The sequence below is a fragment of the Nonomuraea sp. NPDC049709 genome (assembly GCF_040674815.1).
GTDB lineage: Bacteria > Actinomycetota > Actinomycetes > Streptosporangiales > Streptosporangiaceae > Nonomuraea.
On record NZ_JBFANM010000067.1, the window covers coordinates 33,867 to 60,651 of the forward strand.

A 26,785-nucleotide genomic window follows, 5' to 3' on the forward strand; every position below is an offset into this window, starting at 1 on the left:
TGATGAAGTGCCACTGCCCACGGTAGATATGGCGGCGATCGAGCGTCACCCCCTACCCCTCCCCTCAAACACGGCCTCTTTTCTAGGGGTTCCGCCGGTCGCCGGAGAAGGCGTTTACTCGGGGCCGGGAGTCTCTAGGAGGACGACTATGCCCACCCGCGTCTGGGACTATCTGCCGGAATACGAAACCGAGCGCGCCGACATCATGGACGCCGTCGAGACCGTGTTCCGCTCCGGCCAGCTCATCCTCGGCCGGAGCGTGCGCGCCTTCGAGGAGGAGTTCGCCGCCTACCACGGCGTGCGCCACTGCACGGGAGTGGACAACGGCACCAACGCCATCAAACTCGCCCTCCAGGCGCTGGGCGTCGGGCCGGGCGACGAGGTGATCACCGTCTCCAACACGGCCGCGCCGACCGTGGTCGCCATTGACGCCGTGGGCGCGACGCCGGTCTTCACCGACGTCGACCCCGTCACGTACCTGATGGACGTGTCGCAGGTGGAGGCCGCGATCACGCCGCGGACGCGCTGCCTGCTGCCGGTCCACCTCTACGGCCAGTGCGTGGACATGGCCCCGCTGGAACGGCTGGCCGCGGCGCACGACCTGGTGATCCTCGAGGACTGCGCGCAGGCCCACGGCGCCCGCCACCACGGCCGGGCGGCCGGCTCGATGGGCCACGCCGCGGCCTTCTCCTTCTACCCGACCAAGGTGCTGGGCGCGTACGGCGACGGCGGCGCGGTCATCACGCCGGACGACGGGGTGGACGCCGCGCTGCGGCGGCTGCGTTACTACGGGATGGAGCGGACGTACTACGTCGTGGAGACGCCCGGGCACAACGCGCGTCTGGACGAGGTGCAGGCCGAGATCCTGCGCCGCAAGCTGACCCGCCTCGACCGGTACGTCGCCGGCCGCCGCGCGGTGGCCGGCCGCTACGCCGAGGGCCTGGCCGGCACCGACCTCGTCCTCCCGGCCACCGCGGACGGCAACGAGCACGCCTACTACCTCTACGTGGTGCGGCACCCGCGCCGGGACGCGATCATCGAGGCCCTGCGCGCCTACGACATCCATCTCAACATCAGCTATCCCTGGCCGGTGCACACCATGTCGGGCTTCGCCCACCTGGGCCACTCCCCCGGCAGCCTGCCGGTGACCGAGGCGCTGGCGCAGGAGATCTTCTCGCTGCCGATGTACCCGTCGCTCCCCGTCGAGCTCCAGGAGAAGGTCATCGCCGCCCTGCGCGAGGTGCTGTAGAACCCGGGGTGAGGTCCCGCGGGACCTCACCCGTCGTATCGGGGCAGTTGCCCGAGAGCGGCCACCTCGGCCAGCGTGGGCGCCTGCCGGTCGCGCTCCGACAGCAGCACCGGCAACCCGGGCGGCAGGCGCAGCCCGATCTCCTCGTCGAAGACCGACACCGCCAGCTCGTGCTCCTTGCGGTATTCCTCGGACAGCAGGTAGCAGACCACCGTGTCGTCCTCCAGCGCGGCGAACGCGTGGCCCACCCCCGGCGGCAGGTACACGGCGGTCCCGTCGCCGGCGGCCAGCTCGATCGCCTCCCACCGCGCGAACGTCGGCGAGCCCGCCCGCAGGTCGACCACCATGTCCAGCGCCCGTCCGCCGGCGCAGTAGACGTATTTGGCGGTGCCGGGCGGCACCAGCGTGTAGTGCACGCCCCGCACCACCCCGCGCCGGGACACGCTCCGGCTGGCCTGCGCCACGGGGAACAGCGGCCGCCCGACCGCCGCGACGAACGCGCGCTCCTGGTAGGGGGAGGCGAAGTCGCCGCGGGCGTCGGGGAAGACCTCGGGGAAGAACGCGTACGCGCCGGCCACCGCCAGCTCGCGATGCTCCATCGTTCCGGACTCCGTCGCCCTCAGGACCGCACGAGATGGACTTCGGGCACGTAGCGGATCCAGGTGCCGCCCGCGCGGGCGAACTCCGTCTCCTTGGCCATGATCTCCTCGGCGTGGTTCCAGGCGAGGAGCAGCGCGTAGTCGGGGTAGGGGTCGGCGAACGCCTCGGGGCCGCGCACGGGGATGTGCGAGCCGGGAGTGAGCCTGCCCTGCTTGGCCGGGGTCGTGTCGCAGACGAACGAGACCAGCTCGGGGCCGATGCCGCAGTAGTTGAGCACGGTCGCGCTCTTGGCCGTGGCGCCGTAGCCGTACACGCGGGCGCCCTGCTCGCGCAGGCCGGTGAGGAGGGTCACCAGACGCTCGCGGGTGTCGGCCACGCGGGCGGCGAAGCGGTGCAGCGTGGCCGGTTCGGCGAGCGCCGCGGCCTCCTCGGCCGCCAGCAGCTCCGCCACGGCCGGGGCCGGCGTCCTGGCGCCCCGCCGGGCCAGCGTGTAGCGGACCTCGCCGCCGTGCACGGGCAGCCGCTCCACGTCCACGAGCTCGAAGCCGTGCCGCCGGGCCAGGCCGCTCACGGAGGTGGCGCTGAAGAAGTAGAAGTGCTCGTCGTAGATCTGGTCGAAGGAGGCCCGCTCCACGATGTCGCCCAGGTAGGGGTCCTCGAAGACGAACACGCCGCCGGGCCGCAGCAGCGTGTCCACGCCCTCCATGATCGAGTCGAGGTAGGGGATGTGGCACAGGGTGTTGGCCGCGTAGACGACGTCGGCGGGCCCGTCGGCGGCCAGGATGCCCGCCGCGGTGCCGGCCTCGAAGAAGTCCTTGCGCACCCGTACGCCCCTGGCGGCCGCCAGGTCGGCGACCCCGCCGGACGGCTCGACGCCCAGGTGCCGCACGCCCGCGTCGGCGACGACCGACAGCATGGTGCCGTCGTTGCAGCCCAGCTCCACCACGAAGGGGTCGGGCCCGGTCAGCTCGGTGGTCAGCAGCCGCTTGGCCAGGCTCTGGAAGTGCTCGCGCATCACCGACGAGCCGGACGACAGGTACGGGTAGCCCTCGTGGAACATGCGCTCGCGAGGCACCTCCTCCAGCAGCTGCACCGTCGAGCAGGCCACGCAGAGGCCCACGGCCAGGTGGAAGAAGAACTCCTCGCGCGGGTCGCCCGGGATGACGAAGGCGTCGGAGAGCGGCTGTCTCCCGAAGTCGGCGAACGGATGGAGACGGCCCGAACAGATCCGGCACGCCATGCGATCCTCCTCAGGTTGCTGCCCGGCGGTATTTCACCCAGACGTCACCGGTCTGCACGTAACCGGTGAGGCGCACGGTGACGCCCTCGGGCGCGAGCGGCTCGGGCGGGTGGTTGTGGACGCTGCCCATCCACCGGCGTACGACGTCCTCGTCGCGGACCCGCCAGCCACGGGGGACCAGCACGGTGATGTCACCGAACCAGGAGGTGATCTCGACGTCGAGCAGGACCTCGCGGTGCGGGCAGTCCGCCCGGGTGAAATCGATGCGCACCTTGCCCCACCGGCCGGCCTTGGCGCTGACGCGCTGCGGGACCTGCCAGCGGCCCACCTGCTCGACCCGGCCGCTGCCGGTGTGCAGCTCCAGGTCGGCCGCACCGGATAACGGGACGAGCGAGGCGGCGGAACCGGCCGGGACCAGCACGCCGGAGCGCGGCAGGTCGGCGATCACGTCGTCGAGCTCGCCCAGCGTGCGGGCCGTGTAGGCACCGGTCACCCGCTCGTCGAGCTCCTCCAGCGTGATGCGCCCCTCGGTGACCGCGACGCGCAGCATCTCGGCCACCCTCTCGCGGTCGTGGTCACTCGCCCGTACTTCCCGATGATCGGTCATGGCGTCCACACTAGAAGGCTAAGGAGGCCCGGCCCACCAGCAGTACCCCTATCAAGGAAACAGGGGTCGGGGCCTTCCGAGCAGGGGTTGAGGGCTCCGGCGGCCCATGGCAGCTTCGGCGGCATCGGACCGCGGTAAGGAGTCTGCCATCGACGTTCACGACTGGCTCCGGGAGGTCGCCGGGCACACGTACATGCGGGTGACCCGGCTGCCGCTGGAGGAACTGGACGGCTGGCGCGAGGACCCGGCCACGGGCAACATCCACCACGCGAGCGGCAGGTTCTTCACCGTCGAGGGGCTCGACGTGCGCCGCCCGGACTGGGCGGTGCCCGCGTGGAGCCAGCCGATCATCAACCAGCCCGAGGCGGGCATCCTCGGCATCCTGCTGCGGCGGGTGGAGGGCGTGCCGTACCTGCTGATGCAGGCCAAGAACGAGCCGGGCAACCCCGGCGGGCCGCAGCTGTCGCCCACCGTGCAGGCCACCCGGAGCAACTACACGCGCGTGCACCAGGGGCGGGCGGTGCCGTACCTGGACTTCTTCCGCGAGCCGCGGGGGCGGGTGCTGGCCGACGTGCGGCAGTCGGAGCAGGGCGCGTGGTTCTACCGCAAGCGCAACAGGAACATGGTCGTGGAGGTGACCGAGGAGGTCGAGACCCCCGAGGGCTTCCGCTGGCTGTCGCTGCGGCGGGTGCGCGAGCTGCTGTCCGTCCCCGACCTGGTGAACATGGACGCCAGGACCGTGCTGGCGTGCCTGCCGGTGCAGGAGGGCGCCGACGAGGGCGAGGAGGAGTTCGGAGCGGCGGTGGCGCGCTCCAGGGACCCCCGCTGGGGGGCCGCGCACGGCACGGCCGAGATCCTGAGCTGGCTCAGCGCCATCCGGTCCACCACCGACGTCCAGGCCAGCCCGGTGCCGCTCAACCGGCTCAGCCGGTGGCGGCGGGCCGGCGGCCGGATCTCGCACGAGAGCGGCCGGTTCTTCGACGTGATCGGCGTACGCGTGGAGGCCGGCGGCCGCGAGGTGGGCGCGTGGGCCCAGCCGATGATCGAGCCCGTCGGCACGGGCGTGGTCGGCTTCCTGATCCGGCGCATCGACGGCGTGGTGCACGCGCTGGCGCACGCCCGCGTGGAGCCCGGCTACACCGACGTGGTGGAGCTGGCGCCGACCGTGCAGTGCACGCCGGGCAACTACGACCACCTGCCGCCCGGGGCCCGCCCGGCGCTGCTGGCCGAGGTGCTGGAGGCGCCGCCGGAGCGGGTGCACTTCGACACGGTGCTGTCGGAGGAGGGCGGGCGCTTCTACCACGCGCGCAACCGCTATCTGGTGGTCGAGGTGGACGACGACCCGGTGCCCCGCCATCCGGACTTCCGCTGGCTCGCCCTGCACCAGCTCGACGAACTGCTGCGCCACAGCTATTACCTGAACGTGCAGGCCCGCACGCTGAACGCCTGCCTGCACGGCCTGGCGCACGCGCCGGCCGGGCAGCCGGTCAGCGGAGGAGTTCGATGACCTTCCCGAAGTCCTCCATGGCGGAGTCCATCACCGTGACGTAGGAGAACCCGAAGCGCTCCTCGTCCCGGCGGACCTGCTCGGCGATCTGCTCCGGCGTGCCGACGAACAGCGTCGGCACCTCCAGGAGCTCCTCGCAGGTCAGGTCGGGGGCGTAGCGCCGCAGGCCGGCCACGCCCGCGCGCCGGTTCCGGGTCAGCACGGTGGCCTTGGACAGCACGTTGAGCTCCGGACCACCGGCCTGCCTGGTCCCGGCCTCGGCGCGGACGAGCTCCACCCGCCCCAGCAGGTCGCCGGCGGTGACCAGGGCGGTCCTGCCGTACTCGGGCCGGTAGGGGGCGCCGGTGAAGCTGACGATCTCGGCCCGGCGGGCGGCCAGCCGCAGCACCCGGTCGCCGTGGCCGCCGATCATCAGCGGCGGGCCCTTGTGCCCGAGCAGCGTGTCCAGCTCGCCCACCAGCTCCGCCAGCCGGCCGACCCGGGTGGCCGCGTCGAAGGGCAGGCCGGCGGCGGCGAACTCGGCCTCGACGTAGCCCGTGCCGAGGCCCAGCTCCAGCCGCTCACCGATGAGCGCGGCGGTGGTCCGGACGTCCCTGGCCAGCAGCGCGGGCCGGTGGAAGCTGGCGTTGAGCACGTACGTGCCGATCACCGCGCGCTCGGTCGCCTCCGCGGCCAGCACGGCGGTCGGGAACGGCGAGAGCAGGTTCAGATGGTCGGGCACCGCGATCACGTCGTAGCCGAGCGCCTCCGCGCGGCGGCACCTGGCCACCCACTCGGCTCCCGTGCTGTCCTCGGAGATGAGGACCACGCCGAATCTTGTCACTTCCAGGGCCTTCCCGCCGGCGAGCGGCACGGTGATGGCGATGCGTCATGACGCTGCGGTCATGGCGATCGCGGTGAGGACGAGTCCGTTGCCGGTCATCCACCGGCCGGTGAAGCCGCTCACCCGCGTCCCCTGCCACGACGGCCCGGCGACCAGGAGGCGGGCGTCGAACGTGCCGCTCAGGGGGTCGAGGATGATCACGGCGTCCTGGAAGTCCAGCCAGCGCAGGGCGAGCGGATACCACGCCTTGTAGACCGACTCCTTGGCGCTGAACAGGATCCGGTCCCAGCTCGTGCCCGGGTGCTCGGCCTCCAGGCGGCGCAGCAGCCTGCGCTCCTGGGGGACGGAGATGGCCTCCAGGACGCCGGGCGGGAGCGGCCCGTGGGGCTCGGCGTCGATGCCGATCGTTCCGGGCGCGGTGCCGACGGCGGCCCCGCGGTAGCCGGCGCAGTGCGTGATGCTGCCGACCACGCCCGCGGGCCAGGCGGGCTCGCCGTGGGCTCCGGACAGCACCGGGACGGGGGGCACGCCCAGCCGTTCCAGTGCCTGGTGGACGCAGTGGCGGGCGGTGGTGAACTCCCTGCGCCGTTTGTCGGCGGCCTGCCGCACCAGGTCGGCCTCCTCAGGGAAGAGCACCGCGTCGGGCGGGTCGGTGAAGGTGTCGAAGGTCATGACGGTGGCAGGCAGGATCTCCTCGATCACCCCGACCTCCTCACATTTCATCCGCCTCCCGGCACAGTAGCCATACGCGCCAATTCCCGAAAAGGAGTTGCGTGGAGTTCTGTGGGCGCCGGGCCGGAAATAGGGGTTCGGATAGGGGCAAAGCCTTCGCCGCCCCGCTCGGCGGTGATCCGCTGTCGGCCTACCATCGCGTAAGGGTGCGTTGTGATATTCCACCCCTTTTATCCCTAGAACGGGTTGACATCGAATTTGTCCGTCCCTTGACTGGTTCTGTTGATGAGGAAACGGCGTCGTGAAGGGGATTTCGTGCGTTACACGAGGTTGGGCGGTACGGGGCCGCTGGTCTCCGCCATCGGGCTGGGCACGCTCGCCCTGAGCGGGGCGTACGGGCGGGTCGACCCCGGCGAGGCCGCCCGGCTGGTGCACAAGGCGCTCGACTCCGGCGTGACGCTGCTCGACACGGCGGACTTCTACGCAGGAGGGCAGGTCGAGAGCCTGATCGGGCGCGTGGTCTCCGAGCGGGCGGACGACGTGGTGGTGAGCACGCGGGGCGGCGTCGGTGCCGGCGGCCCCGATGGCCCGGCGGTGTTCGACGGGCGGCCCGGCCTGCTCCGGCGGTCCTGCGAGTCCTCGCTCAGGCGCCTGCGTACCGACTGCATCGACCTGTACTTCCTGCACTGCCAGGACGAGCGGGTGCCGCTGGAGGAGAGCGTGACGTGCCTGGCCGAGCTGGTGCGGGCCGGGAAGATCCGCCGGCTGGGGGTGTCCGGCGGCACGCCGGAGCAGGTCCGGCGGGCGCACGCCGTCCACCCGGTGAGCGCGGTCGGTGTCGAGTTCTCCCTGTGGGGGCCGCTCCCGTCGCCCGAGCTGCTGGCCACCACGTACGAGCTGGGCATCACCGTGGTGGCCGCGCGCCCGCTCGGCCGGGGCTTCCTGACCGGGCGGATCAAGCCGGCGGCCGGCTTCGGCGCGGACGACTGGCGGTGCGGGGACCCCCGGTTCGGTGCCGAGCACCGGCGCCACAGCCTCCGGCGGCTGCGGGCGCTCGACGCCGAGGCCGCGCAGCTCGACCTGGGCACGGGACGGCTCGCGCTGAGCTGGCTGCTCTCACAGGGCGAGCACGTCGTCCCCGTGCCGAGCACCCGCGACCTGGTGCACCTGGAGATGAACCTGATGGCCTCCTCGGTGGAGCTGCCGCCCGAGACCCTCGGCAAGCTGGCCGGCCTGTTCGTCGCCGGCCACTACGCTCAGTCGCCCTCGCCCCTGCTCTGAGGCGAGATCAGGGCCGCGGCCAGCGCCTTGTTGACCGCGTCGATGCGCGAGACCGCGTTGAGCTTGACGAAGATGTTGCGCATGTGCCGCTTCACGGTGGCCTCGGCCAGGCTCAGGCGGCGCGCGATCTGCACGTTGCTCAGCGCCTGCGCCGCCAGCTGCAGCACCTCCAGCTCCTTCTCCGACAGCACCGCGGCGCTGGGCTCCTCCACCCGGGCCAGGCTGTGGCGGGAGACGGCGAGCACGACCCTGGAGGAGTCCTCATGGACGCTGTGCACCGCCGCGATCAGCTCGTGCCGGTGCACGCTCTTGAGCAGGTAGCCGCGGATGCCCGCGGTCAGCAGCCGGGTGAGCAGCTGGGGCCCGTCGTACATGCTCAGGATGATGATCCGGCTCTCCGGCGACACCTTCCTGATCCGGGCGACGGTCTCGGTGACCTCGTCACCGGGGATCTCGACGTCGAGCAGCACCACGGCCGGCAGGGTCGCGGCGACCACGGACACGGCCGACTCGGAGTCGCCCGCCTCCCCCACGATGCTGATGCCGGCGTCGGCCTCCAGGATCTCCCGCACTCCCTCCCGGAACAGCGCATGGTCGTCCACCAGCACCACCGAGATCGCGCCGCTAGGCGTCGCGCCGGCCACGGGACTGCCTCTTGAACGGTACGAAGAGCTCCACGAGGCAGCCCTGCTCCGGCTCGCTGGAGACGACGACCCGGCCGTCGAGCAGCTCGGCGCGCTCGCGCATGGACGTCATGCCCACCCCGCGGCCGCGCACGGCCGCCGGGTCGAACCCCCTCCCGTTGTCCTGCACCGACGCCGACAGCTCGTGCGGGGCGATGTTCACCCGCACCAGGACGATCCGCGGCGACCCGTGCGTGAGCGCGTTGCGCACCGCCTCGCGCAGGATGAGGAACGACTCGTCGAGCACATGCGGCTCGGCCCACGTCTCATCTCCGCTGACGTCGAGGGCGACGGAGACCTCGTCGGTCTCGACCGCCTCCAGGAAGCTCATCAGCGACTTCTCCAGGCTTCTGACCGGTGTCTGGGGATGCAGCTCCGACGTCAGCTGCCGCAGGTTCTCCATCGTCTCCAGGATGGCCTGCTGCACCACGGTGATCTTGGCCGAGGCGCGGGCCGCGTCGGACGCCCGGTACGCCTCCGAGAGTGCCAGCTGCTGGTGGGCCACGCTGATGCCGTGCCCGATGCGATCGTGCAGCTCGCGGGCGATGCGGCGGCGTTCCTCCTCCTGGGCCTCGTGCACCAGGTCGAGCAGGAAGCCGTGGTAACTGTCGGCAGCCTCACGGATGCGCCGCGACAGGCTCGCCTCCATGCCGGAGACGGCGAGTGTGAACAACTCCGCAGGCGAATCGGACTCTGCCGCTATTCTCCGGGCGAGATGGCGCAGTGCTGCGCTGAAAAAAAGTGAGCCCGCCTCAAGTGAGACCTTCGGGTGCACGCCGCCCGCCGCCCGCGCATTTCCAACTTCCCATGCGTGAAATTTGTACAGCTCACTAATCTGTACCTTTCCAGCGCGTAGCGTAGCCGCCACGTCGTCCAGGACGTACCTCGCGGTGGAAAGTGCCTGGTCCCTGGCGCGCTGATCAGCGAAAACGGGACTGCCGATGGACCGCAGGGCAGACTCGAAGTCGGCAAGTATTTCGTTACGACACATTTCAACTAATCTCGCCGGATCCCCCGCCCCGTGAACCTCCAATGTCCCCCCTCCGCCTGCGCGGGACCAGTCTTTCGAGCGCCCCCCTAACTATCCCTTACCCAGGGGCACTAATGCAACATTTAGTGTCATATATGGCTCATTAGAGCGGTCAGGTGAACGAGATGTTGCGTTCCCATGAATGCCCCGTACGGGCGCCGCCGGGTCCGGCGCCCGGCCGGCCCGCCCGCCGTGGTGGCCGCGCACGCGAACGCCCCCGCCACGGTCACGGCGGCGACGCCCGCCACCATGGCCAGGAAGACACCTGTCAGCGGCACGTCCAGCAGCTGGATGGCCAGGCCGAAGGCCGCGCACAGCCCGGCCGCCGCCGCGACCATCACGCACCGCGACACGCGCTCGCCGACCCGTACGCCGAACGTCCGCCGGCCCGCCGCGGCGTCCCCCGCGATGTCCGAGAGATCCTTCGCGGGCACGCCGACGAGCACCATCCAGCCGGTCGCCGCGGCGGCGAACGCGATCAACGCGGCCGGCACGGGGACGCTCGCGCCCGCCGTCGCGACGACGAACCCGCCGAGGTAGGACAGCAGGCCCGACAGGCACAACACCGCGACCGTGCCCCCGGCGCTGCCCTTCAGCCGCAGCGGCGAGCCCGAGTAGAGGTAGCCCAGAGCCAGGTTGGCGGCGATGATCAGGAGCATCGGCAGCGGCAGCCCCACCGCGGCCACGAGCGCCAGGAAGGCCGCGGCGGCGGTCACGATCCCGGCCTCACGCGGATGCAGGTCCCCTCTGGCGATCGGCCGGCCGGCGCAGTTGATCCGGTCCTCGGTGACGTCGGCGATGCCGTTGAAGAGGTAGACCGCGAAGATCGAGAGCACCCAGGCCGCCGCTCCCCGCAGGATCGTCAGCGGGGCGGGGGCCATGGCCACCGGCAGGGCCAGGGCGACGCCGGTCATGAAGCGGAGCAGGGAGACCGCCAGCACCAGCGGGCGGGCTTCGACGACGCACAGGGCGAGGGTTCGTGGAACGGTTGCCATGACCGGGAGTCTGAGAGCGATAGCCGCCATGGCTGGAGTGTGAGCCGCGTCATGGGCCTTGGTAAGAGGTCTGATCCGAAAGGCGTAGCGGGGATACACCTTTCGATACCCCTGCCGTGCTCACAGGGGATATCCGGCCCGAACTCGTGGCCCGCTGTCTTGTCCCGGCCCCGGCGCCGTCTATAGCTTCGGCCATACTCAAGCAGATTTCCACCGGGAACGGACCACTATCACCGAGAAAGCAGCGGGCACCGTACCCCTACGCCGCGCGTCGCTCCCAAGAAAGGCCGCTGTCATCGCGGAATTCGGCGGACCGCCGCACGCCATCTGACGACGAGGTCATTCGGGAAAGGAAATCCGAGGATGCAGGGCGCCGAACGGTACACAGAATTCCGGCCTATCGATCTGACGGACCGCACCTGGCCCGGCAGACGCATCCGCACAGCCCCCCGCTGGCTGTCCACCGACCTGCGGGACGGCAACCAGTCGCTGGCCCGCCCGATGTCCCCCGCGCGCAAGCTCCAGATGTTCGAACTGCTGGTGCGCATGGGCTACAAGGAGATCGAGGTCGGCTTCCCCGTCGCGAGCCAGGATGACCGCGACTTCGTACGCTTACTCATCGAGCAGGACCGGATCCCGGACGACGTCCGGATCACCGTGCTCACCCAGGCCCGCGAGGAGCTCATCAGGAGCACCCTCGACACGCTCAAGGGCGCCCCCCGCGCGGTGATCCACATCTACAACGCCACGTCGCCGCTGTTCCGCCGGGTGGTCTTCGGCATCGACCGCGCCGGCTGCCGCGAGCTGGCCGTCCGCGCCACGCGCGTGATGATGGAGCACGCCGGCCGCGTGCTCGGCGACTGCGACCTGGCCTACCAGTACTCCCCCGAGCTGTTCAACGAGACCGAGCTGGACTTCTCGCTGGAGGTGTGCGAGGCGGTCATGGACGTCTGGCAGCCGGAGGCGGGCCGCGGCATCATCCTGAACTTCCCCACGACCGTCGAGCGCTCGCTGCCCAACGTCTTCGCCGACCAGATCGAGTGGCTGGACCGCAACCTGTCCCGTCGCGAGCACGTCTGCCTGTCCATCCACCCCCACAACGACCGGGGCACCGGAGTGGCCTCGGCCGAGCTGGCGCTGCTGGCGGGGGCCGAGCGGATCGAGGGCTGCCTGTTCGGCAACGGCGAGCGCGCGGGCAACGTCTGCCTGGTGACGCTGGGCATGAACCTGTACGCGCAGGGCGTCGACCCGGGCATCGACTTCTCCGACCTCAACGCCGTGCGCCACACCGTCGAGCTGTGCAACCAGCTCCCGGTCCACCCGCGCCACCCCTACGGCGGCGACCTGGTCTACACCGCCTTCTCCGGCTCCCACCAGGACGCCATCAAGAAGGGCTTCGACGAGCGGGAGCGGCAGGCCGCCGCGACCGGGACGCCCGTGGACGAGCTGGCCTGGAGCATGCCGTACCTGCCGGTCGACCCCAAGGACGTGGGGCGGACCTACGAGGCGGTGGTCCGGGTGAACAGCCAGTCGGGCAAGGGCGGCGTGGCGTACGTGATGAGCGCCTGGCACGGGCTCAGCCTGCCGCGCGCGCTCCAGGCCGACCTGTCCGCCCGGGTCCAGGAGCAGGCCGACACGGCGGGCGGCGAGCTGTCGCCGGGCCGGATCGGCGCGCTGTTCCAGGAGGAGTACCTCTACCGCGGGGACCTGTCCGGCCCGCTGTCGCTGGGCAGCGAGCCGATCGTGGTCACCCTTCACGTGGACGGCGGCGTCGATCTCGACGGGCCGCGGGCGCAGGCCGTCGAGGGCCTCGGCTCGGTGCTCAGCCCCTGGGGCATCCAGGTACTCGCGGTGCACAAGACCGCGCCGCCGCTGGACGACGACCAGATGCGGCCCGAGCGCACGGTGCTCGCGGGCCGCTCGCCGCACGCTGTCATGATCTACGCCGAGTGCGGCACGGGCGACGGCACGACCTGGGGGGCGGGCCTCGACGACGACGTCGCCGCCGCCGCCTTCATGGCCGTCCGCGCGGCGCTCGGCGCCCGCCCGGCGGACGGCGCGCAGCCGCGGCCGTCCCGCCGGCCCCTTCCCCAGCCCCGCCGCCTGGCGACCGCGGGCTGACGAGCGCGCGGCCGGTCCACGGCCGCCGGCACGAAAGGACGCTCCCATGTCACGGATCAGAGCTGTGCGGGACAAGCCGCGGCGCAGGCGGGTCACCGGACTCGACCTCCGCACCCCGTCGGGCCGAATCCTGCCCTACTGACCTTTCCGACCAGGCAACGAAGGAGGGCCGTCATGGCCGAGCACGATCAACGGCAGGGGATGGCCCTCCTGCGCGGGCTGCTGGACGAAGCGGTGGCCGGCCGGGGCCGCATCGCGGTGGTGACCGGCGCCATCGCCACCGGCAAGAGCCACCTGCTGTACGGGCTGACCGAGCACGCCTTCGACCACGGCGCCCTCCCGCTCACCGCGACGGGCTCCCTGGCGGAGCGCGACGTGCCCCTCGGCGTGCTCTCGCAGCTCGTGCACAACACGCCGATGATGGAGCAGCACCGTACGGTCACGCTCAGCCTGCTGCAGGAGGGCGCCCGCGCCCAGCTCGCCGGCGAGACCCTGGACCACGTGGACGTGCAGATCGTGGACGCGCTCTGCACGGTGCTGCTGGAGCTGTCGGAGCGCTGCCCGCTGCTGATCGTCGTGGACGACGCCCACCACGCCGACCGCGCCTCCCAGCTCTGCCTGTCCTACCTGGCCCGCCGGGTCAAGTACGCCAAGGTCATGCTGCTCTTCGGCACCCCCGACCACCACCCGAACCAGCACTTCCTGCTCCATTCCGACCTGCTGCGCCAGCCCCACTGCCGGCAGGTCCGGCTCACCCACCTGTCCGCCGAGGGCGTGGCCAGGCGGGTGGCCGAGCGGGCCGGCCGGGAGACGGCCGACCGGTACGCCGCCCGCTGCCACGAGCTGAGCGGCGGCAACCGCCTCCTGGTGGACGCCCTCGTGGAGGACTACCAGGCCGGCGGCGCCCCCGGCGACCGCTACGGCGACGCCGTGCTGACCTGCCTGCACCGCGCCGACCCGGACCTGCTGCTCGTCGCCCGCGGCCTCGCGGTGCTGGACGAGCCCGGCTCGGTCGCCCAGCTGCTCGGCGAGAACGAGACGGCCACCGCCCAGGCGGTCCAGGCGCTGACCCGTGCCGGGCTGCTCGCCGGAGGCCGTTTCCGCCACGAGAGCGCCAGGTCGGCGGTGCTGTCCACGCTCGACGCCCAGGACCGCGCCCACCTGCACCGCCGGGCCGCCGAGCTCACCTATCACGAGGGCGCCGCCGTGACGGTGGTGGCCGACCACCTGCTGCTGGGCGGCCGCGCGGACGACGCGTGGGCCCTGTCCATCCTGGAGGAGGCGGCCGGCCAGGCGCTGCGCGACGGCGCCGTGGAGCCCGCGATCGAGTACCTCAAGCTGGCCTGGCAGGGCTGCGGCGACGAGCGGCGCCGGGCCAGGATCGCCACCAAGCTCGTACGCGCCAAGTGGCGGATCAACCCGAGCACCCCCGCCGGGCACCTGGCCGAGCTGACCGAGGCGCTGCACAAGGGCCACCTCGGCGGCGGCGACGCCGTGGTGCTGGCCAAGGCGCTGCTGTGGCACGGCCACACGGATGACGCGAGAGACGTGCTGAACCACCTGAAGGAGCTGGGCGAGCTCGACCGGGAGGGCCTGGCGGAGCTGGCCGTGGCCCGCGCCTGGCTCCGGGGCGCCTGCCCGACCTTCCTGCCGCACCTGCCGGAGCTGAGCGAGGAGGAGGCCGGCGGCGCCGCGCACTCGCTCAGCGCGAGCCGCCGCATCGATTCGGCGAACGCGCTGGTCCGGGCGCTGGCGGAGGGACCGCGGCCGGAGACGGCGGCCACCGCCGAGCGCGTCCTGCGCGGCTCCCGGCTGGACGAGATGTCGATGGACACGGTCGAGAGCGCGCTGCTGACCCTGACCTACAGCGGCCGCGCCGACCGGGCCGCGCCCTGGTGCGACGCCTTCATCGAGGAGGCCGCCTCCCGTCACGCCCCGAGCAGGCAGGCCCGGCTCTCCGCCATCCGCGCGGAGATCGGCCTGCGCCGGGGCGAGCCGGCGGCGGCGGCCCGCGACGCCCGGCGGGCCCTGGAGCTCATCCCCCCGGCCAGCTGGGGTGTGGCCGTCGGCGGGCCGCTGGGTGCCCTGCTGCTGGCGGGCGCCGCCATGTCCCGTCACGACGACTACCTGCTGCACGTCTCCCAGCCCGTGCCGGAGGCCATGCTGGAGACCCGCTTCGGCCTGCTCTACCTCTACGGCAAGGCCCGCTTCACGCTCATGGCGGGACAGGCCGAGCAGGCCCTGCGCGACCTGCGGCTCTGCGGCGAGCTGACGGCCCGGTGGAAGCTGGACAGCCCGGAGTTCATCGCCTGGCGGGTGGACGCCGCCGAGGCCCTGGTCCGCCTCGGCGAGCCGGAGGAGGCTCGGCTGCTGGCCGAGGAGGAGATGGCGCGCTGCCACGGGCGGTCCAAGCGGGTGCACGGCATGGCCATGCGCGTGCTGGCCGCGACCGCCGAGAGCCGCCACCGGATCATGCTGCTGCGCCGGTCGGCCGAGCTGGTCCAGGCGGGCGGAGATGGGTACGAGCTGGCCAGGACGCTCTTCGACCTGGTCGCGGCCTACCACGCCAACGGGGAGTACCGCCGTGGCGGGATGCTGGCACGGCGGGCCCGCGCCCTGGCGGAGGAGTGCCACGCCGACGGGCTGAGCCAGGCGCTGTCACCCGGCGAACCCGCCGACGACGGCGTGACGGGCGTGCAGCCGATCCTCAGCGACGCCGAGCGGCGGGTGGCCGCGCTGGCCGCCGACGGCTACTCCAACCGGGACATCTCCGCCAAGCTGTACATCACGGTCAGCACCGTGGAGCAGCACCTGACGCGGGTCTACCGCAAGCTCAACGTCTCCCGGCGCGCCGACCTCCCGGCGAAGCTGGTGGGCGAGCGCCTGTAGGCAGGTTCTCGATGCCCACAGGCGCACAGGAGCGGCGGCTACTCCGCGATGGCGGTGTGCATGATCCACCGGAAGACGAGAGCCCGCTCGCCGTCGATCTCGGTGCTCTCGCCCTGGTGCCGGAAGTGCTCGTACCCGGCGCCGTGGGGCAGCTTGAGCGTGTCGGTGGCGGACCCCACGCTCTGGATCCGCCGGTCGGCGGCCAGGTGGTCCGGCCCTCCGACCAGGACCGCTGTGATCCGGGACGGGGCGATCTGGGACGGGGCGATCTGGGACGGGGCGATCTGGGACGGGGCGATCTGGGACGCGGTGATGTGGGACATGGTGCGCCTCCTGTTGACGGTTCCTCACAACGGGATGTTGGAATGGCGTCCGCGGGCGCGCGGGGCGCGGGCCAGCGCCTCCGCGATCCGCAGCCGGGAGGTCTCCGGCGCGATGACCTCGTCCACGACGCCGATGGCCACGGCCCGCTCGACCCCGCCGGCGACCCGGCGGTGCTCCTCGGCCAGGCGGGTGCGCAGCTCCTCGCGCTCCGCCTCGGGGGCGGCCGCGAGGGCCTTCCTGTGCAGGACGCCGACGGCCGACTCCGCGCCCATGACCGCGACCTCCGCGCCCGGCCAGGCGAACGTGGTGGTCGCGCCGAGCGAGCGGGAGTTCATCGCGATGTACGCGCCGCCGTACGCCTTGCGGGTGATCAGGGTGACGCGGGGCACGACCGACTCGGCGAAGGCGTGCAGGAGCTTGGCGCCCCGGCGTACGACGCCGCCCCATTCCTGCCCCACGCCCGGCAGGTAGCCGGGGACGTCCACCAGCACGACGAGCGGGATGCCCTGGGAGTCGCACATGCGGACGAAGCGGGCGCTCTTCTCGGCCGACAGCGAGTCGAGGCAGCCGCCCTTGTGCCGCGGGTTGTTGGCGAGCACCCCGACGGACCGGCCGCCGAGCCGCCCGAGTCCGACCAGGATGTTGGCGGCCCAGCGGGGCTGCAGCTCCTCGAAACCGCCGGCGTCCAGCAGCTCCCGCACCAGCGGGCGCACGTCGTAGGCGCGGCGCGGCGACTCCGGCAGCAGCGACCGCAGGTCCCGGGGCTCGCGGAGCGCGGCCAGGTCGGGCGTGCCGTGGTCGGCGAAGATCCCGGCCAGGCCGCGGGCGCGGCGCAGGGCGTCCGCCTCGTCGGCGGCCAGGATGTGCGCCACGCCCGACTTGCGGCCGTGCGCCTCTGGGCCGCCCAGTCCGGCCATGTCGATGGACTCGCCGGTGACGTTGCGGACGATGTCGGGCCCGGTCACGAAGACGCGGCCGGAGTCGGCCATGATGACGACGTCGGTGAGCGCGGGGCCGTAGGCCGCGGCGCCGGCCGCCGGCCCGAGGATGACCGAGATCTGCGGCACCACGCCGGAGGCCCAGGTCATGGCCGCGAACATGCGGCCCACGCCGTCCATGGACTCCACGCCGTCGGCGAGCCGGGCGCCGCCCGAGTGCCACAGGCCGATCACCGGGCAGCCCTGGCGCACGGCGGCCTCGATGCCGTCCACGATGTGCCGGGCACCGTCCGCGCCCAGCGCGCCGCCCATCCGGCGGGCGTCGGTGCAGAACGCGACGACCGGCGCGCCGCCGATCAGCCCGTGCACGGCCAGCACCCCGCTCTCGTCGTCGCCGTGGAGCGGGACGGCCGAACCCGGGTCGAGCAGCCGGGCGAGCCGGATCGACGGGTCCCGGGGATCGGCGGCGGGCCCGACGGCGGACTCGGCGGCGGACCCTACGGCGGACTCTGCGGGGCTTTCGACGGGAACCGTGGACACGACTGTCATCGCTGCTTTCCTCACGCCGGCTCGACACACGTACTCGCGAATGTGACAAAGCCGCCCTGACCAGCCAACCCCTATCCGTGGTGGCAGCTTCTGACCGCCCTTTCTGCTCGTTGACCCTGATCAGCCGATCTCGGTTGTGTGATACAGATCTCTCCCTTGGAGGACTGCCGTGTCTCAATGGTCCTTACCGGTCGTGGCCGCCCTGGTCGCGACGGCGATACTCCCACCCGGCTCCGTCGCCGCGTCCACCTCGCCGGACGTCGTCATGGAGCGCAACCCCGCCGCCCTGGTGAACGTCTTCCACGGCACCAAGGAGGCGGCCTCCGACTTCGGCCACGGCGGTGGCGGTGGCATGACCTTCCCCGGTGCCGTCCTGCCGTTCGGCATGATGCAGTGGAGCCCCGACACCGTGGCCAACGCCGGCGGCGGCTACCGGTGGGAGGACAACCGGCTGCGCGGATATTCCATGACCCACATCTCCGGGCCCGGCTGCACGGGCGCCCAGGACTTCCCCGTGCTGCCGTTCTCCGGCACGGTCGGCCGCTCGCCCGCCACCCACGGCGAGGACTACGTCCAGACCTTCAAACACGAGAAGGAGCAGGCCTCCCCCGGCTTCTACAGCAGCGTCCTGGACACCGGGATCAAGACGGAGCTCTCGGTGAGCATGCGGGCGGGCGTGGCCCGCTTCACCTTCCCGCAGGGCAAGCCCGGCACCGTGCTGCTGAACACCAGCGGCTCGGTCAACGGCGTCGACGACGGCGAGACCCGGATCAGCGGGAACACCGTCCAGGGCTGGGTGCAGACCGGCGGCTTCTGCGGCCCGCCGATGCGCTACAAGGTCTACTTCCACGCCACCTTCGACCAGCCCGTGACCGGCTTCGGCACGTGGAAGGACGACGAGGTGCTGCCGGGTGCCCAGACGGTCGAGAACGCCGGGGCGGCCAAGGTCCGGGGCGAGGTGGTCACCGCCGGTGACGTGACCGTCAACGGGCCCGGCTCGGGGGCGTACCTGCAGTTCGACCCCGCCCGGCCGGTCCAGATGCGGGTCGGGCTGTCGTACGTGAGCATCGACGGCGCCAGGAACAACCTCGCGACCGAGATCGCCGGCAAGGGCCTCGACCAGGTCAAGCAGGAGGCCGGCGCGGTCTGGTCCGAGCGCCTGGGCCGGGTGTCGGTCGGCGGCGGCACCCTGGACCAGCGGCGCACGTTCTACAGCAACCTCTACCACGCGCTGCTCCAGCCGTACGTGTTCGAGGACGCCGACGGCACCTACACTGGCATGGACGGCAAGCCGCGCACCGTCCGGCCCGGCCACCACCACTACGCGACCTTCTCCGGCTGGGACATCTACCGCAGCGAGGTGCAACTCCTGGCCCTGCTCGCGCCGGACGTCGCCAGTGACATCGCCCAGTCGATGTACGACAACGCGCAGTCCCTCGGCAACGTCTGGGACCGGTGGTCGCATCAGACCGCCGTCACCGGCGTCATGGTCGGCGACCCGTTCCACGTGATCCTGTCCACCATGTACGCCTTCGGCGCCCGCGACTTCGAGTACGCCGCCGCGCTGAAGGCCATGGCCGCCGCCGCCCGCCGCGTCGGCCCCGTGGACATCGGCCACCCGCTGATCGGCTACGACGAACGACCGGGCAACGCCGCCTTCATGAGCAAGGGTTACGTCCCCTCCGACTCCTCCACCACCCTCGAGTACGGCGTGGCCGACTTCGGCATCGCCCAGCTCGCCTCCCGGATCGGCGACTCGACCACGGCCGCCGAGTTCATGAAGCGGGCGCAGGCCTGGCAGAGCCTGTACAACCCGGCCAACGACTGGGTCCAGCCGCGCATGGGCGACGGCTCGTTCCTGGCCCCCTTCGACCCGGGCAGCCCCGGCACGTACATGGAGGGCAACGGCGCCCAGTACCACTGGATGGTGCCGCACAACGCGGGCGGCCTGTTCACCGCGATGGGCGGGCGGGACAAGGCGATCGCCAGGCTGGACGAGTACTTCACCGAGCTCAACGCCGGGCCGGCCCGGCCCTTCGCCTACATGGGCAACGAGCCCGCGCTGCCCGCGCCCTGGCTGTACGCGTGGGCGGGGCAGCCGTACAAGACCCAGGCGCTGGTGCGGCGGGTGCAGAAGGAGCTGTTCGGGCCGGGGCCGGACGGCCTGGTCGGCAACGACGACCTGGGCGCCATGGGCTCATGGTACGTGTGGTCGGCCATCGGCCTGTTCCCGGCGATCCCCGGCCGCGCCGAGCTGTTCGTGAACACGCCGCTGTTCGACCGGGTCACGATCGACCGTCCCGGCAGCGCGGACATCGTCGTCAACGCCCCCGGCGCGGCCAGCCCGTACATCCGATCCCTCCTGGTCAACGGCGTGGAGACCAGCAAGGCCTGGCTGCCGGAGACGTTCTCGACCGCGGGCGGGCGGCTCGACTTCGCGCTCAGCGCCTATCCCAACCGGGCGTTCGGCTCCACGCCGCGCGACCTGCCGCCCTCCTTCGGCCAGGGGTCGAAGCCGTACCTCACCGGTCTCGCCCCCGGCAGCGGCCCGGTGGAGCCCGGCGGCGTCTTCGCGACAGAGCTCGCGGCCCGCAGCCTCGGCCAGGCGGCCACCCTCACCTGGCGGGCCAACCCGCCGGCAGGCGTCACGGTGTCGCCGTCCAGCGGTGTGCTGAACGTGGCCGCGGGCGGCAAGGCCCAGGTCAAGCTGGCCATCTCGGTGTCCGGCAGCGTCCCGCGCGGCTTCCACACGGTGCCGATCACGGTCGGGGACACCGCGACCAGCGTGCGCCTCAACGTCGCCACCCGGGGCACCCCGCAGTGGCACCACAACAACGCGGGCATCGGCGACGCCACCGCGCCCGGAGAGGCCAACCTCGACGGCCCCGGCTTCAGCTACTCGGGCCAGGCCCTGGCGGAGGCGGGCCTCAGCCCCGGTGCGACGGTGACCTGGAAGGACTTCCGCTTCACCTGGCCCGACACCAAGAGGGGCGAGTGGGACAACCTCCAGCCCGGCACGCAGCCTCTCGAGGTCGCCGCCCCGGCCGGAGCCACCAAGCTCTCCTTCCTGGGCGCGGGCGTCGAGGAAGCGGAGTCGACGGTGACCATCACCTACACGGACGGCACGACGGGCACGGCCAAGCTGGGCTTCAGTGACTGGATCCTGGACTTCGGCGGGGACGATCCGGAGTTCGGCAACGAGATCGTGGCCACCACGCCGTACCGCCTGTTCTGGGGATCCTGGGAGCTGCAACCCATCAACGCGTACGTCTTCGCCTCCCAGCCCATCGCCCTGGACCCCGGAAAGACCGTCAAGAGCCTGACCTTCTCCCCTGCGGAGGAGGGCCAGCTCCACCTCTTCACCTGGTCCTTCGCCTGACCCATCGCCTGACCCATCGCCTGACCCATCGCCTGACCCATCGCCAACACGGAGCCCCGTCCCCGCCTCGCGGGGGTGGGGCTCCCCCATGACGGGCCCATGTCCGAGATCGAGAAACGGCCGGCGCCCTGGCGCGGGGACTCGGAGCGACGCCGCGCCCGCTGGGCTTCCACGGCTCCGGCGGGTGCCCCCTGTCACACATCGGGAAGCTGCCCTGTCTGAGTTGGTGCACGGCCGGATCGAGCCGGCCACCGTACCGTGAAGGAAGCCTGATGAGCACCGATCACGCAAACGCCCATAGCCTCGACAACCCCGACAAGAGCGGGCCGCCGCCGAAGATCGACGTGGTGGCCACCGTGCCGGGGGCGCCGCCCGCGCCGGAGGGGGCCGAGGCGATGACGCTCCTGGTCACGTTGCCGCCGAACAGCCCCGGCGCGCCGCCTCACCGGCACTCCGGGCCCGCGTACGGGTTCGTGGTCAAGGGGGCCATCAACTTCGAGATCGAGGGCGAGCCCGCGCGGGTGGTCCGGGCCGGTGAGGCGTTCTGGGAGCCCGGCGGGGACGTGATCCACTACCAGGACGGCAACCATCTCACCGACGAGGAGTCGGCGTTCACGGTGACGATGTTCTGCGCGCCGGGGCAGCCGATGCTGACCGTGGTCAGCCCGGAGGAGCTGGAAGCCCGGCGAGACCGCCGCGCGCCGCGGCCATGACCAAGGTCTCGCTGACCGCGCTGGCTCGCAATCTGCTCACGCGTGCCCGTGAGGCGAGCAGCGGCCGCAGTGCCACCACTGTCCACGGTGGGCACGAGCGTTCGTTGCGCCAGACCGTGATCGCCTTGCGGAAGGGCGAGCACATGCACGAGCACGAGCATCCCGGCGAGGTCACGGTGCACGTGCTGCACGGGCAGGTACGGCTCGTCGCCGGGCCCCTCTCGTGGGACGGGCTGCCGGGCGATCTGCTGGTCATGCCCGACCGCCGTCACCGCGTGGAGGCCGTACAGGACTGCGCGTTCCTGTTCAGCACGGCACGCTGAACGCGAAGGGGGCGGGAACCGGTTCCGGTTCCCGCCCCCTTCGCGTTGCCTCTGCGTCAGTAGTGTTACGCGAATCCGTTTCGCACTGGTGAAACGCAGTGTGATGTACGACACTCTTCCTAGAACTCCGGTCTAGAACCGTGTTCGGGGGGTTCCCACGTCCAGCGTGCCACTGGGGAGCACCTACCGCGGAGGAGAAAGCCATGGTGAAGACCGTCGCCCGCGAACGCCGCCGACTCGGATCCCCGCCACCGGGCGGCATCAGCGCGACCGATCCGAACCCCTTCGGGTGGGGGCCGTTCGTCGTACTGTTCGTCGTCGGCATGGTCGATCGCATCGAAGCCAACCTGATGTCCGGCGTGCTGCCGCTCATACAGGCCGAATGGGGCTTCAGTGACACCGCGGCCGGATCCATCCCGACCGCCGCCGCGCTGGCCGCCGCCCTCGTCGCGCTGCCCGCCGGATACCTCGCCGACCGTTACAGCCGTACCAGGATCATCGGGATCGTGGTCCTCTGCTGGGCCCTGGCCACTCTCGGCTCCGGCCTGGCCGCCGGGTTCGCCGTCTTCTACCTCATGCGGGTGCTGCTCGCCGCCGCCGAGAACATCGACAACCCCGCCGTCGGCAGCCTGCTCGCCGACTTCTACCCCGCCGCGACCCGCATGCAGGTGTACGGCTGGACCCGGATGACCACCTACCTCGGCGGCGTCGGCACCCTGCTCGGCGGCGTCATCGGCCAGGCGTTCGGCTGGCGGGCCGCGTTCCTGCTGATGGCGATCCCCGGAGCGCTGACCGCCATCCTCGTCTGGCGGCTGCGCGAGCCCCAGCGCGGCCAGATCGACAAGATCATGGCCACCGCCGCCGTGGTGCCCCAGCAGGCCCCACCCCCCGGCGCCCTCGAACCACCGCAGGCCGGCCCGCCCGAGGCCGACCCCGCCCCCACCCCCGGCGCCACCGTGAAGCCGCCCTTCTGGCCCCAGGTCCGCCAGGTCCTGGCCATCCGCACCCTGATCCTCGTCGCCCTCGGCGTGATGATCCTGACCCTGGGCCTCGGCGGCATCTACTTCTGGCTGCCGTCCCTCATGGTCCGCGTCTTCGGGATGACGACCGGCGTCGCCAGCAGCATCAGCGGCGGCGTCACCATCGTGGGCGTGCTGGCCGGCACCGTGCTCGGCTCCCACCTCGGCAAGCGGGTGCACGGCCGCGTCAAGGGCGGCCGGCTGCTCATCGGCGGCGCCGGCATCACGATCGGCTCGACCCTCCTCGGCGTCGCCCTGCTGATGAGCTCGCCGGTGGCGCTGGTGATCCTCGTGCTGCTGGCCGTCACGATCTCCTCCACCGCGATCCCCACGTGCACGGCCTGCATCGCCGACGTCGTGGTGGCCAGGTCACGCGGCGTCGGCTTCGCCGTCCTGCAGTTCCTGCTGACGATCGGCGTCGCCTTCGGCCCCCTCATCGTCGGCCTGACCTCCGACGCCACCGGCTCCCTGCTCATGGCCATGTACGCGCTGATCGTGCCCATGATCCTCGGCGGCCTGGTGGTGCTGTCCTCCCGCGGCTCGTACGAGCGGGAGGCGGCCCGCGTCCTCGACGACGCCCGCGACTCCTGACCACCCCCGGAGCCCGTGCCCACCTCGGCGGGCACGGGCTCCGCCGTCCCGCAGCACCACGAAGCCGCTCGACGAGGTGCAGCGTCACCTAGTGTGCGAACCGTGAGCGATGTCATCGACAGCCACCGCGAGCGCGTGCGAGCCGCCGACCCTCTGGTCGCCATCACGGATCTCGGCGAAACCCCGTTCGAGACCCCGGACGCCATCGGCACGTCCTCGGTGGCCACGGCCGACCCCAACGCCCGGTCAGTGCAGTGGGGCCCGCCGACCACCTACACGCTCCGCGCCGCAGTCGCCGGTGACGACCCCGCGGACTCCCTCGGCCGCCTCCTCGACCGCTGGATCTCGGCCCTCGACGCCGAGCCGGGCTCCGGGCTCGTGGTGAGCTGGCCGAGCCGGGACACCGCGCCTGTCGCGGCACTGGTCAGGCGGGGGTTCGCGCCGCGGTCCGTGCTCGCCGTCCGGGTCTCTCCCGTTCCGGCCGCAGAGCGGCGGCCCGCCGGTGTACGGCGGGCGGTGGCGGATGATCTGGATGCCATGTGCCGGCTGTACCTGGAGCTGGTCGCCTACGAGGCGCAGTTCGGCTGGGTTCCGGTGCTGCCCTCGACGCCAGCCGCCGCCCGGGCCGAACTCGAGGAGAAACTCGCCCGTGGCGACGGCTGGTGCTGGCTGGCCGAGCAGGACGGTGCGGTCGCCGGCATGCTCTCGGTCCACCACCCTGACCACGCGGGGTGGATCGCGCCCGCCGTGCGGGCTTCGCCCGTGGCGTACGTGGGTTCCCTGTACGCGAGCGCGGGCAGCAGGGGCCGCGGCATCGGCGCCGCACTGGCCGCCCACGCTCATGCCGAAGTGGCGGCGGCCGGCGTCGAGACCGTGCTGGTGCACTACGTGGCCCCGAACCCGCTGTCGGTCCCCTTCTGGTCCCGCCAGGGCTACCGGCCACTGGTCACGTCGTGGGGACGGTGGGTCTAGCGGCCACCCCCTGGGGGCAGGCGGCTCCCCCCGGTCGGCCGCCCGGGGGCAGACGGCTCCTCCCGGGCAGCCGCCGCCCGGGGCGCAGACGGCTCCTCCCGGTCAGCCCGCAGGCCGGCGGGCCTGGTTCGCCTCGCGGATGACCGCCCAGGCGTCCGCCACCGGACCGAGATGGCCGAGCTTGTCGGGGTTGAGCACCGCGCGGATCGTCTGGATCTGCCCGTCGAGGAAGTCCAGGGCCAAGGTGTTGACGATCTCTCCGTCCCGGTTGCGGAAGATCGCCCCTGGCTGGCCGTTCACCTCGTGCGCCGTCACGACCCCGCCGATCTGGATGAACGGCGGGACGATCGATGCCAGCACCCGGGCCACGTTGCCGGCCCCGAAGACGCCCTTGCCCCATTGCGGGGCCTTGCCGCCGCTGTCGCTGACCATCTGAACGTCGGCGGCGAGCAGCTCGCGCAACCCGGCGACGTCCCCGGCCCGGAAGGCGGCGAAGAACCGCTCGGCGAGCTCTTCCCGCTCCCGGCGGTCGGCCGCGAACCGAGCGCGTCCCGCCTCCATGTGGCGGCGGGCCCGTACCGTGAGCTGGCGGCAGGCCGCCTCCGACCGCCCCACCGCCGACGCGACCTCGCCGAAACCGAACCCGAACACCTCGCGCAGCACGAAGACCGCCCGCTCCAGCGGGCTGAGCCGCTCCAGCAGGAGCAGGGCCGCCATCGACACCGAGTCGGCCAGCTCCGCCGAGCGCTCCGGGTCGGCGTACGGGTCGGTGAGCAGCGGCTCGGGCAGCCACGTCCCGGCGTACTCCTCCCGCCGGGCGCGGGCCGAACGCAGCACGTCGATCGAGATCCGGCTCACCACGGCCGACAGGAACGCCTTGGTCGACGTGGGGCGGGTCGGCGTGGCCTGGTAGCGCAACCAGGTCTCCTGGACCGCGTCCTCGGCCTCGCTCACGCTGCCGAGGATCCGGTACGCGATCGAGAACAGCAGCGGCCGCAGCTCCTCGAACTCCTCGGCCCGCCTCACGCCAGTTCCTCCTTGAACCCCTGCCGCCACGAGGGATAACGCAGCTCCCAGCCGAGCTCCCGCTTGGCCTTGGCGTTGGAGAAGCCACGCCCCTCGGTCATCATCGTCACCGCGGTCCGCCCTGCCAGCGGCCGGGCCAGCCAGGTGGGGATCCGCATCGGCGGCCTGGCCCCCGCGCACTCCGCCAGGTAGGGCAGCCACTCGCGGGCCGGGGCCGGCTCGTCGTCGACGATGTTGAACACCCCTCGCACCCGCTGCTCCACCGCCAGCACGGTGGCGCCGGCCGCGTCGTCGAGATGCACCCACGAGCTGTGGCCGGCGCCGTTTCCGACGACCGGGTACTGCCGCTTGCGCACCAGTTCGACCTGGTCGTCGGTGGCGCCCGGCCCGTAGAAGGCGCCGTACCGCAGGACCGCGCCGCCCGCCTTGACGACCACGTCCTCAAGGTGGCGGATCGCCTGCGCCCCCTGGCCCGTGCTCGTCGGGTCCAGCGGGTCCTCCTCGGTCTTGACCCATCCGCCCTCGCGGATGCCGTTCCAGGAGGCGTAGCTCTGCGCGACGAAGTGGGCCGCACCGACCGCCTCGGCGGCGGCCAGCAGGTGGTCCGTCCCCTCGGTACGCAACCGGTTGGTGGTGGCGAACCAGCGGTCGAAGTGCTTGATATCAGGCTTGCCGGAGATAGCGGTCATCTGATGCACGATCACCTCCGGCCGGGCCTCGGCCACCGCCGCCCCGACCGACAGCGCGTCCAGCCCGTCCATCACCACAGCCTCCGCGCCCAACCGCTCCAGCAGGCCCACCTTGGCCGCACTCGTCGTCGTGGCCGTCACCTGGTGCCCGCGGGCCACCAACCGCGGCACCAGCCGCCGCCCCACGACCCCCGCCGCGCCCGCCACGAACACCCGCATGACCATCACCTTCCAGATTCCGAGCCTGCCCTCGGAACCCGAGACGAGGCAGCCCCGCCATCTGTGACATGGGCGACGGGCCGGCCACGTGGCGGAACCCGCCGCTCGGCCGGCATCCCGGCGGCCCCGGCTGGGCGGCGCGATCGAGATCCGCCCGCTGCACGAATGACCGACGGTGGGCGGGTGATTCGGCGGCGGCGAACGAGGTTCACGCGGTGCGGATCCGGCGGGAGAGGGGCGCGGCGTCGTCCCTGTGGGCGAAGCCGTCGGGGGCGGGGGCACCGAGGAAGCGGGCGGCGAAGCCCCTTCCTATGAGGCGTTTTTCCGACATTTCCTTCATAAGCGC

Annotated in this window: 23 protein-coding genes; 10 read left to right on the forward strand and 13 right to left on the reverse strand. The window is 72.1% G+C overall.

The annotated features are described in order from the left end of the window. The first annotated feature begins 148 nt into the window (after nucleotides 1–148). Nucleotides 149–1,249 (forward strand): DegT/DnrJ/EryC1/StrS family aminotransferase, encoded by a 1,101-nt coding sequence (locus tag AB0J69_RS45965; RefSeq protein WP_364131875.1) that lies wholly within the window; start codon nucleotides 149–151, stop codon nucleotides 1,247–1,249. Nucleotides 1,250–1,275: 26 nt separating this feature from the next. On the opposite strand, the gene rfbC is transcribed toward AB0J69_RS45965, so the two are convergent. Genes rfbC through AB0J69_RS45980 form a run of 3 tightly spaced genes read right to left on the reverse strand, consistent with a single transcriptional unit; the run spans nucleotide 1,276 to nucleotide 3,696 of the window. Beyond that, nucleotides 1,276–1,848: a dTDP-4-dehydrorhamnose 3,5-epimerase gene (gene rfbC, locus AB0J69_RS45970; protein WP_364131876.1), complete on the reverse strand. Its 573-nt coding sequence runs from the start codon at nucleotides 1,846–1,848 to the stop codon at nucleotides 1,276–1,278. Between the two features lie 20 nt (nucleotides 1,849–1,868). Beyond that, nucleotides 1,869–3,089, reverse strand: a complete 1,221-nt coding sequence (locus AB0J69_RS45975) for a class I SAM-dependent methyltransferase (protein WP_364131877.1) — start codon at nucleotides 3,087–3,089, stop codon at nucleotides 1,869–1,871. A gap of 10 nt (nucleotides 3,090–3,099) precedes the next feature. Continuing rightward, nucleotides 3,100–3,696, reverse strand: coding sequence for a DUF1707 domain-containing protein (locus AB0J69_RS45980; protein WP_364131878.1), 597 nt, complete (start codon nucleotides 3,694–3,696; stop codon nucleotides 3,100–3,102). A gap of 106 nt (nucleotides 3,697–3,802) precedes the next feature. Here AB0J69_RS45980 and AB0J69_RS45985 point away from each other — a divergent pair, with 106 nt between their 5' ends. Beyond that, on the forward strand, nucleotides 3,803–5,203 hold the full coding sequence (locus AB0J69_RS45985) for an NDP-hexose 2,3-dehydratase family protein (RefSeq protein ID WP_364131880.1): 1,401 nt from the start codon (nucleotides 3,803–3,805) through the stop codon (nucleotides 5,201–5,203). Here the strand turns inward: AB0J69_RS45985 and AB0J69_RS45990 are convergent. Together AB0J69_RS45990 and AB0J69_RS45995 are read right to left on the reverse strand one after the other, a co-directional pair. Further along, a complete protein-coding gene (locus AB0J69_RS45990) occupies nucleotides 5,184–6,026 on the reverse strand; it encodes a TIGR03621 family F420-dependent LLM class oxidoreductase (protein WP_364131882.1) in 843 nt (280 codons plus the stop codon). The two genes, AB0J69_RS45985 and AB0J69_RS45990, sit on opposite strands and share 20 nt — an antisense overlap. 45 nt (nucleotides 6,027–6,071) lie before the next feature. Further along, complete coding sequence (locus tag AB0J69_RS45995; RefSeq protein ID WP_364131883.1) at nucleotides 6,072–6,749, reverse strand: 4'-phosphopantetheinyl transferase superfamily protein; 678 nt, start codon at nucleotides 6,747–6,749, stop codon at nucleotides 6,072–6,074. A 264-nt stretch (nucleotides 6,750–7,013) separates the two neighbouring features. Here AB0J69_RS45995 and AB0J69_RS46000 point away from each other — a divergent pair, with 264 nt between their 5' ends. Then, complete coding sequence (locus AB0J69_RS46000) at nucleotides 7,014–7,979, forward strand: aldo/keto reductase (RefSeq protein ID WP_364131884.1); 966 nt, start codon at nucleotides 7,014–7,016, stop codon at nucleotides 7,977–7,979. On the opposite strand, the gene AB0J69_RS46005 is transcribed toward AB0J69_RS46000, so the two are convergent. From AB0J69_RS46005 to AB0J69_RS46015, 3 genes are all read right to left on the reverse strand, one after another. Further along, the gene (locus tag AB0J69_RS46005; protein ID WP_364131886.1) at nucleotides 7,955–8,623 is read right to left on the reverse strand and encodes a response regulator transcription factor; all 669 of its coding nucleotides are present in this window, start codon (nucleotides 8,621–8,623) and stop codon (nucleotides 7,955–7,957) included. The genes AB0J69_RS46000 and AB0J69_RS46005 overlap by 25 nt on opposite strands. Beyond that, the gene (locus AB0J69_RS46010) at nucleotides 8,604–9,335 is read right to left on the reverse strand and encodes an ATP-binding protein (protein ID WP_364131887.1); all 732 of its coding nucleotides are present in this window, start codon (nucleotides 9,333–9,335) and stop codon (nucleotides 8,604–8,606) included. The genes AB0J69_RS46005 and AB0J69_RS46010 overlap by 20 nt, the downstream gene beginning before the upstream one ends. Nucleotides 9,336–9,781: 446 nt before the next feature. After that, nucleotides 9,782–10,687, reverse strand: a complete 906-nt coding sequence (locus AB0J69_RS46015; protein ID WP_364131889.1) for a UbiA family prenyltransferase — start codon at nucleotides 10,685–10,687, stop codon at nucleotides 9,782–9,784. Between the two features lie 363 nt (nucleotides 10,688–11,050). On the opposite strand from AB0J69_RS46015, the gene AB0J69_RS46020 reads away from it, so the two are divergent. Together AB0J69_RS46020 and AB0J69_RS46025 are read left to right on the forward strand one after the other, a co-directional pair. Next, entirely contained in the window at nucleotides 11,051–12,808 is a 1,758-nt protein-coding gene (locus AB0J69_RS46020; RefSeq protein ID WP_364131891.1) for a 2-isopropylmalate synthase, read from the forward strand. Nucleotides 12,809–12,982: 174 nt separating this feature from the next. After that, a complete protein-coding gene (locus tag AB0J69_RS46025; RefSeq protein ID WP_364131892.1) occupies nucleotides 12,983–15,697 on the forward strand; it encodes an AAA family ATPase in 2,715 nt (904 codons plus the stop codon). 38 nt (nucleotides 15,698–15,735) lie between these two features. Here the strand turns inward: AB0J69_RS46025 and AB0J69_RS46030 are convergent, their stop codons facing one another. Both AB0J69_RS46030 and AB0J69_RS46035 read right to left on the reverse strand, forming a co-directional pair. Next, nucleotides 15,736–16,020: a DUF5988 family protein gene (locus AB0J69_RS46030; protein WP_364131893.1), complete on the reverse strand. Its 285-nt coding sequence runs from the start codon at nucleotides 16,018–16,020 to the stop codon at nucleotides 15,736–15,738. A gap of 24 nt (nucleotides 16,021–16,044) precedes the next feature. Next, nucleotides 16,045–17,508, reverse strand: a complete 1,464-nt coding sequence (locus AB0J69_RS46035) for a carboxyl transferase domain-containing protein (protein WP_364131894.1) — start codon at nucleotides 17,506–17,508, stop codon at nucleotides 16,045–16,047. 169 nt (nucleotides 17,509–17,677) lie between these two features. Here AB0J69_RS46035 and AB0J69_RS46040 point away from each other — a divergent pair, with 169 nt between their 5' ends. From AB0J69_RS46040 to AB0J69_RS46060, 5 genes are all read left to right on the forward strand, one after another. Then, a complete protein-coding gene (locus tag AB0J69_RS46040; protein ID WP_364131896.1) occupies nucleotides 17,678–20,887 on the forward strand; it encodes a GH92 family glycosyl hydrolase in 3,210 nt (1,069 codons plus the stop codon). Nucleotides 20,888–21,159: 272 nt separating this feature from the next. Then, complete coding sequence (locus tag AB0J69_RS46045) at nucleotides 21,160–21,600, forward strand: cupin domain-containing protein (RefSeq protein ID WP_364131898.1); 441 nt, start codon at nucleotides 21,160–21,162, stop codon at nucleotides 21,598–21,600. Further along, nucleotides 21,597–21,923 carry a LuxR family transcriptional regulator gene (locus AB0J69_RS46050; RefSeq protein ID WP_364131900.1) on the forward strand — a complete coding sequence of 109 codons (327 nt, stop codon included), beginning with the start codon at nucleotides 21,597–21,599 and terminating at the stop codon, nucleotides 21,921–21,923. The genes AB0J69_RS46045 and AB0J69_RS46050 overlap by 4 nt, the downstream gene beginning before the upstream one ends. Before the next feature lie 203 nt (nucleotides 21,924–22,126). Then, on the forward strand, nucleotides 22,127–23,533 hold the full coding sequence (locus AB0J69_RS46055; protein WP_364131901.1) for an MFS transporter: 1,407 nt from the start codon (nucleotides 22,127–22,129) through the stop codon (nucleotides 23,531–23,533). Nucleotides 23,534–23,635: 102 nt separating this feature from the next. After that, entirely contained in the window at nucleotides 23,636–24,505 is an 870-nt protein-coding gene (locus AB0J69_RS46060) for a GNAT family N-acetyltransferase (RefSeq protein WP_364131903.1), read from the forward strand. Nucleotides 24,506–24,607: 102 nt separating this feature from the next. Here AB0J69_RS46060 and AB0J69_RS46065 read toward each other — a convergent pair whose 3' ends face one another. From AB0J69_RS46065 to AB0J69_RS46075, 3 genes are all read right to left on the reverse strand, one after another. Next, nucleotides 24,608–25,531: an RNA polymerase sigma-70 factor gene (locus AB0J69_RS46065; RefSeq protein ID WP_364131905.1), complete on the reverse strand. Its 924-nt coding sequence runs from the start codon at nucleotides 25,529–25,531 to the stop codon at nucleotides 24,608–24,610. Next, the gene (locus tag AB0J69_RS46070; protein ID WP_364131907.1) at nucleotides 25,528–26,439 is read right to left on the reverse strand and encodes an NAD(P)-dependent oxidoreductase; all 912 of its coding nucleotides are present in this window, start codon (nucleotides 26,437–26,439) and stop codon (nucleotides 25,528–25,530) included. The genes AB0J69_RS46065 and AB0J69_RS46070 overlap by 4 nt, the downstream gene beginning before the upstream one ends. 208 nt (nucleotides 26,440–26,647) lie before the next feature. Beyond that, the gene (locus AB0J69_RS46075; protein ID WP_364131908.1) at nucleotides 26,648–26,770 is read right to left on the reverse strand and encodes a hypothetical protein; all 123 of its coding nucleotides are present in this window, start codon (nucleotides 26,768–26,770) and stop codon (nucleotides 26,648–26,650) included. Nucleotides 26,771–26,785: the final 15 nt, after the last annotated feature.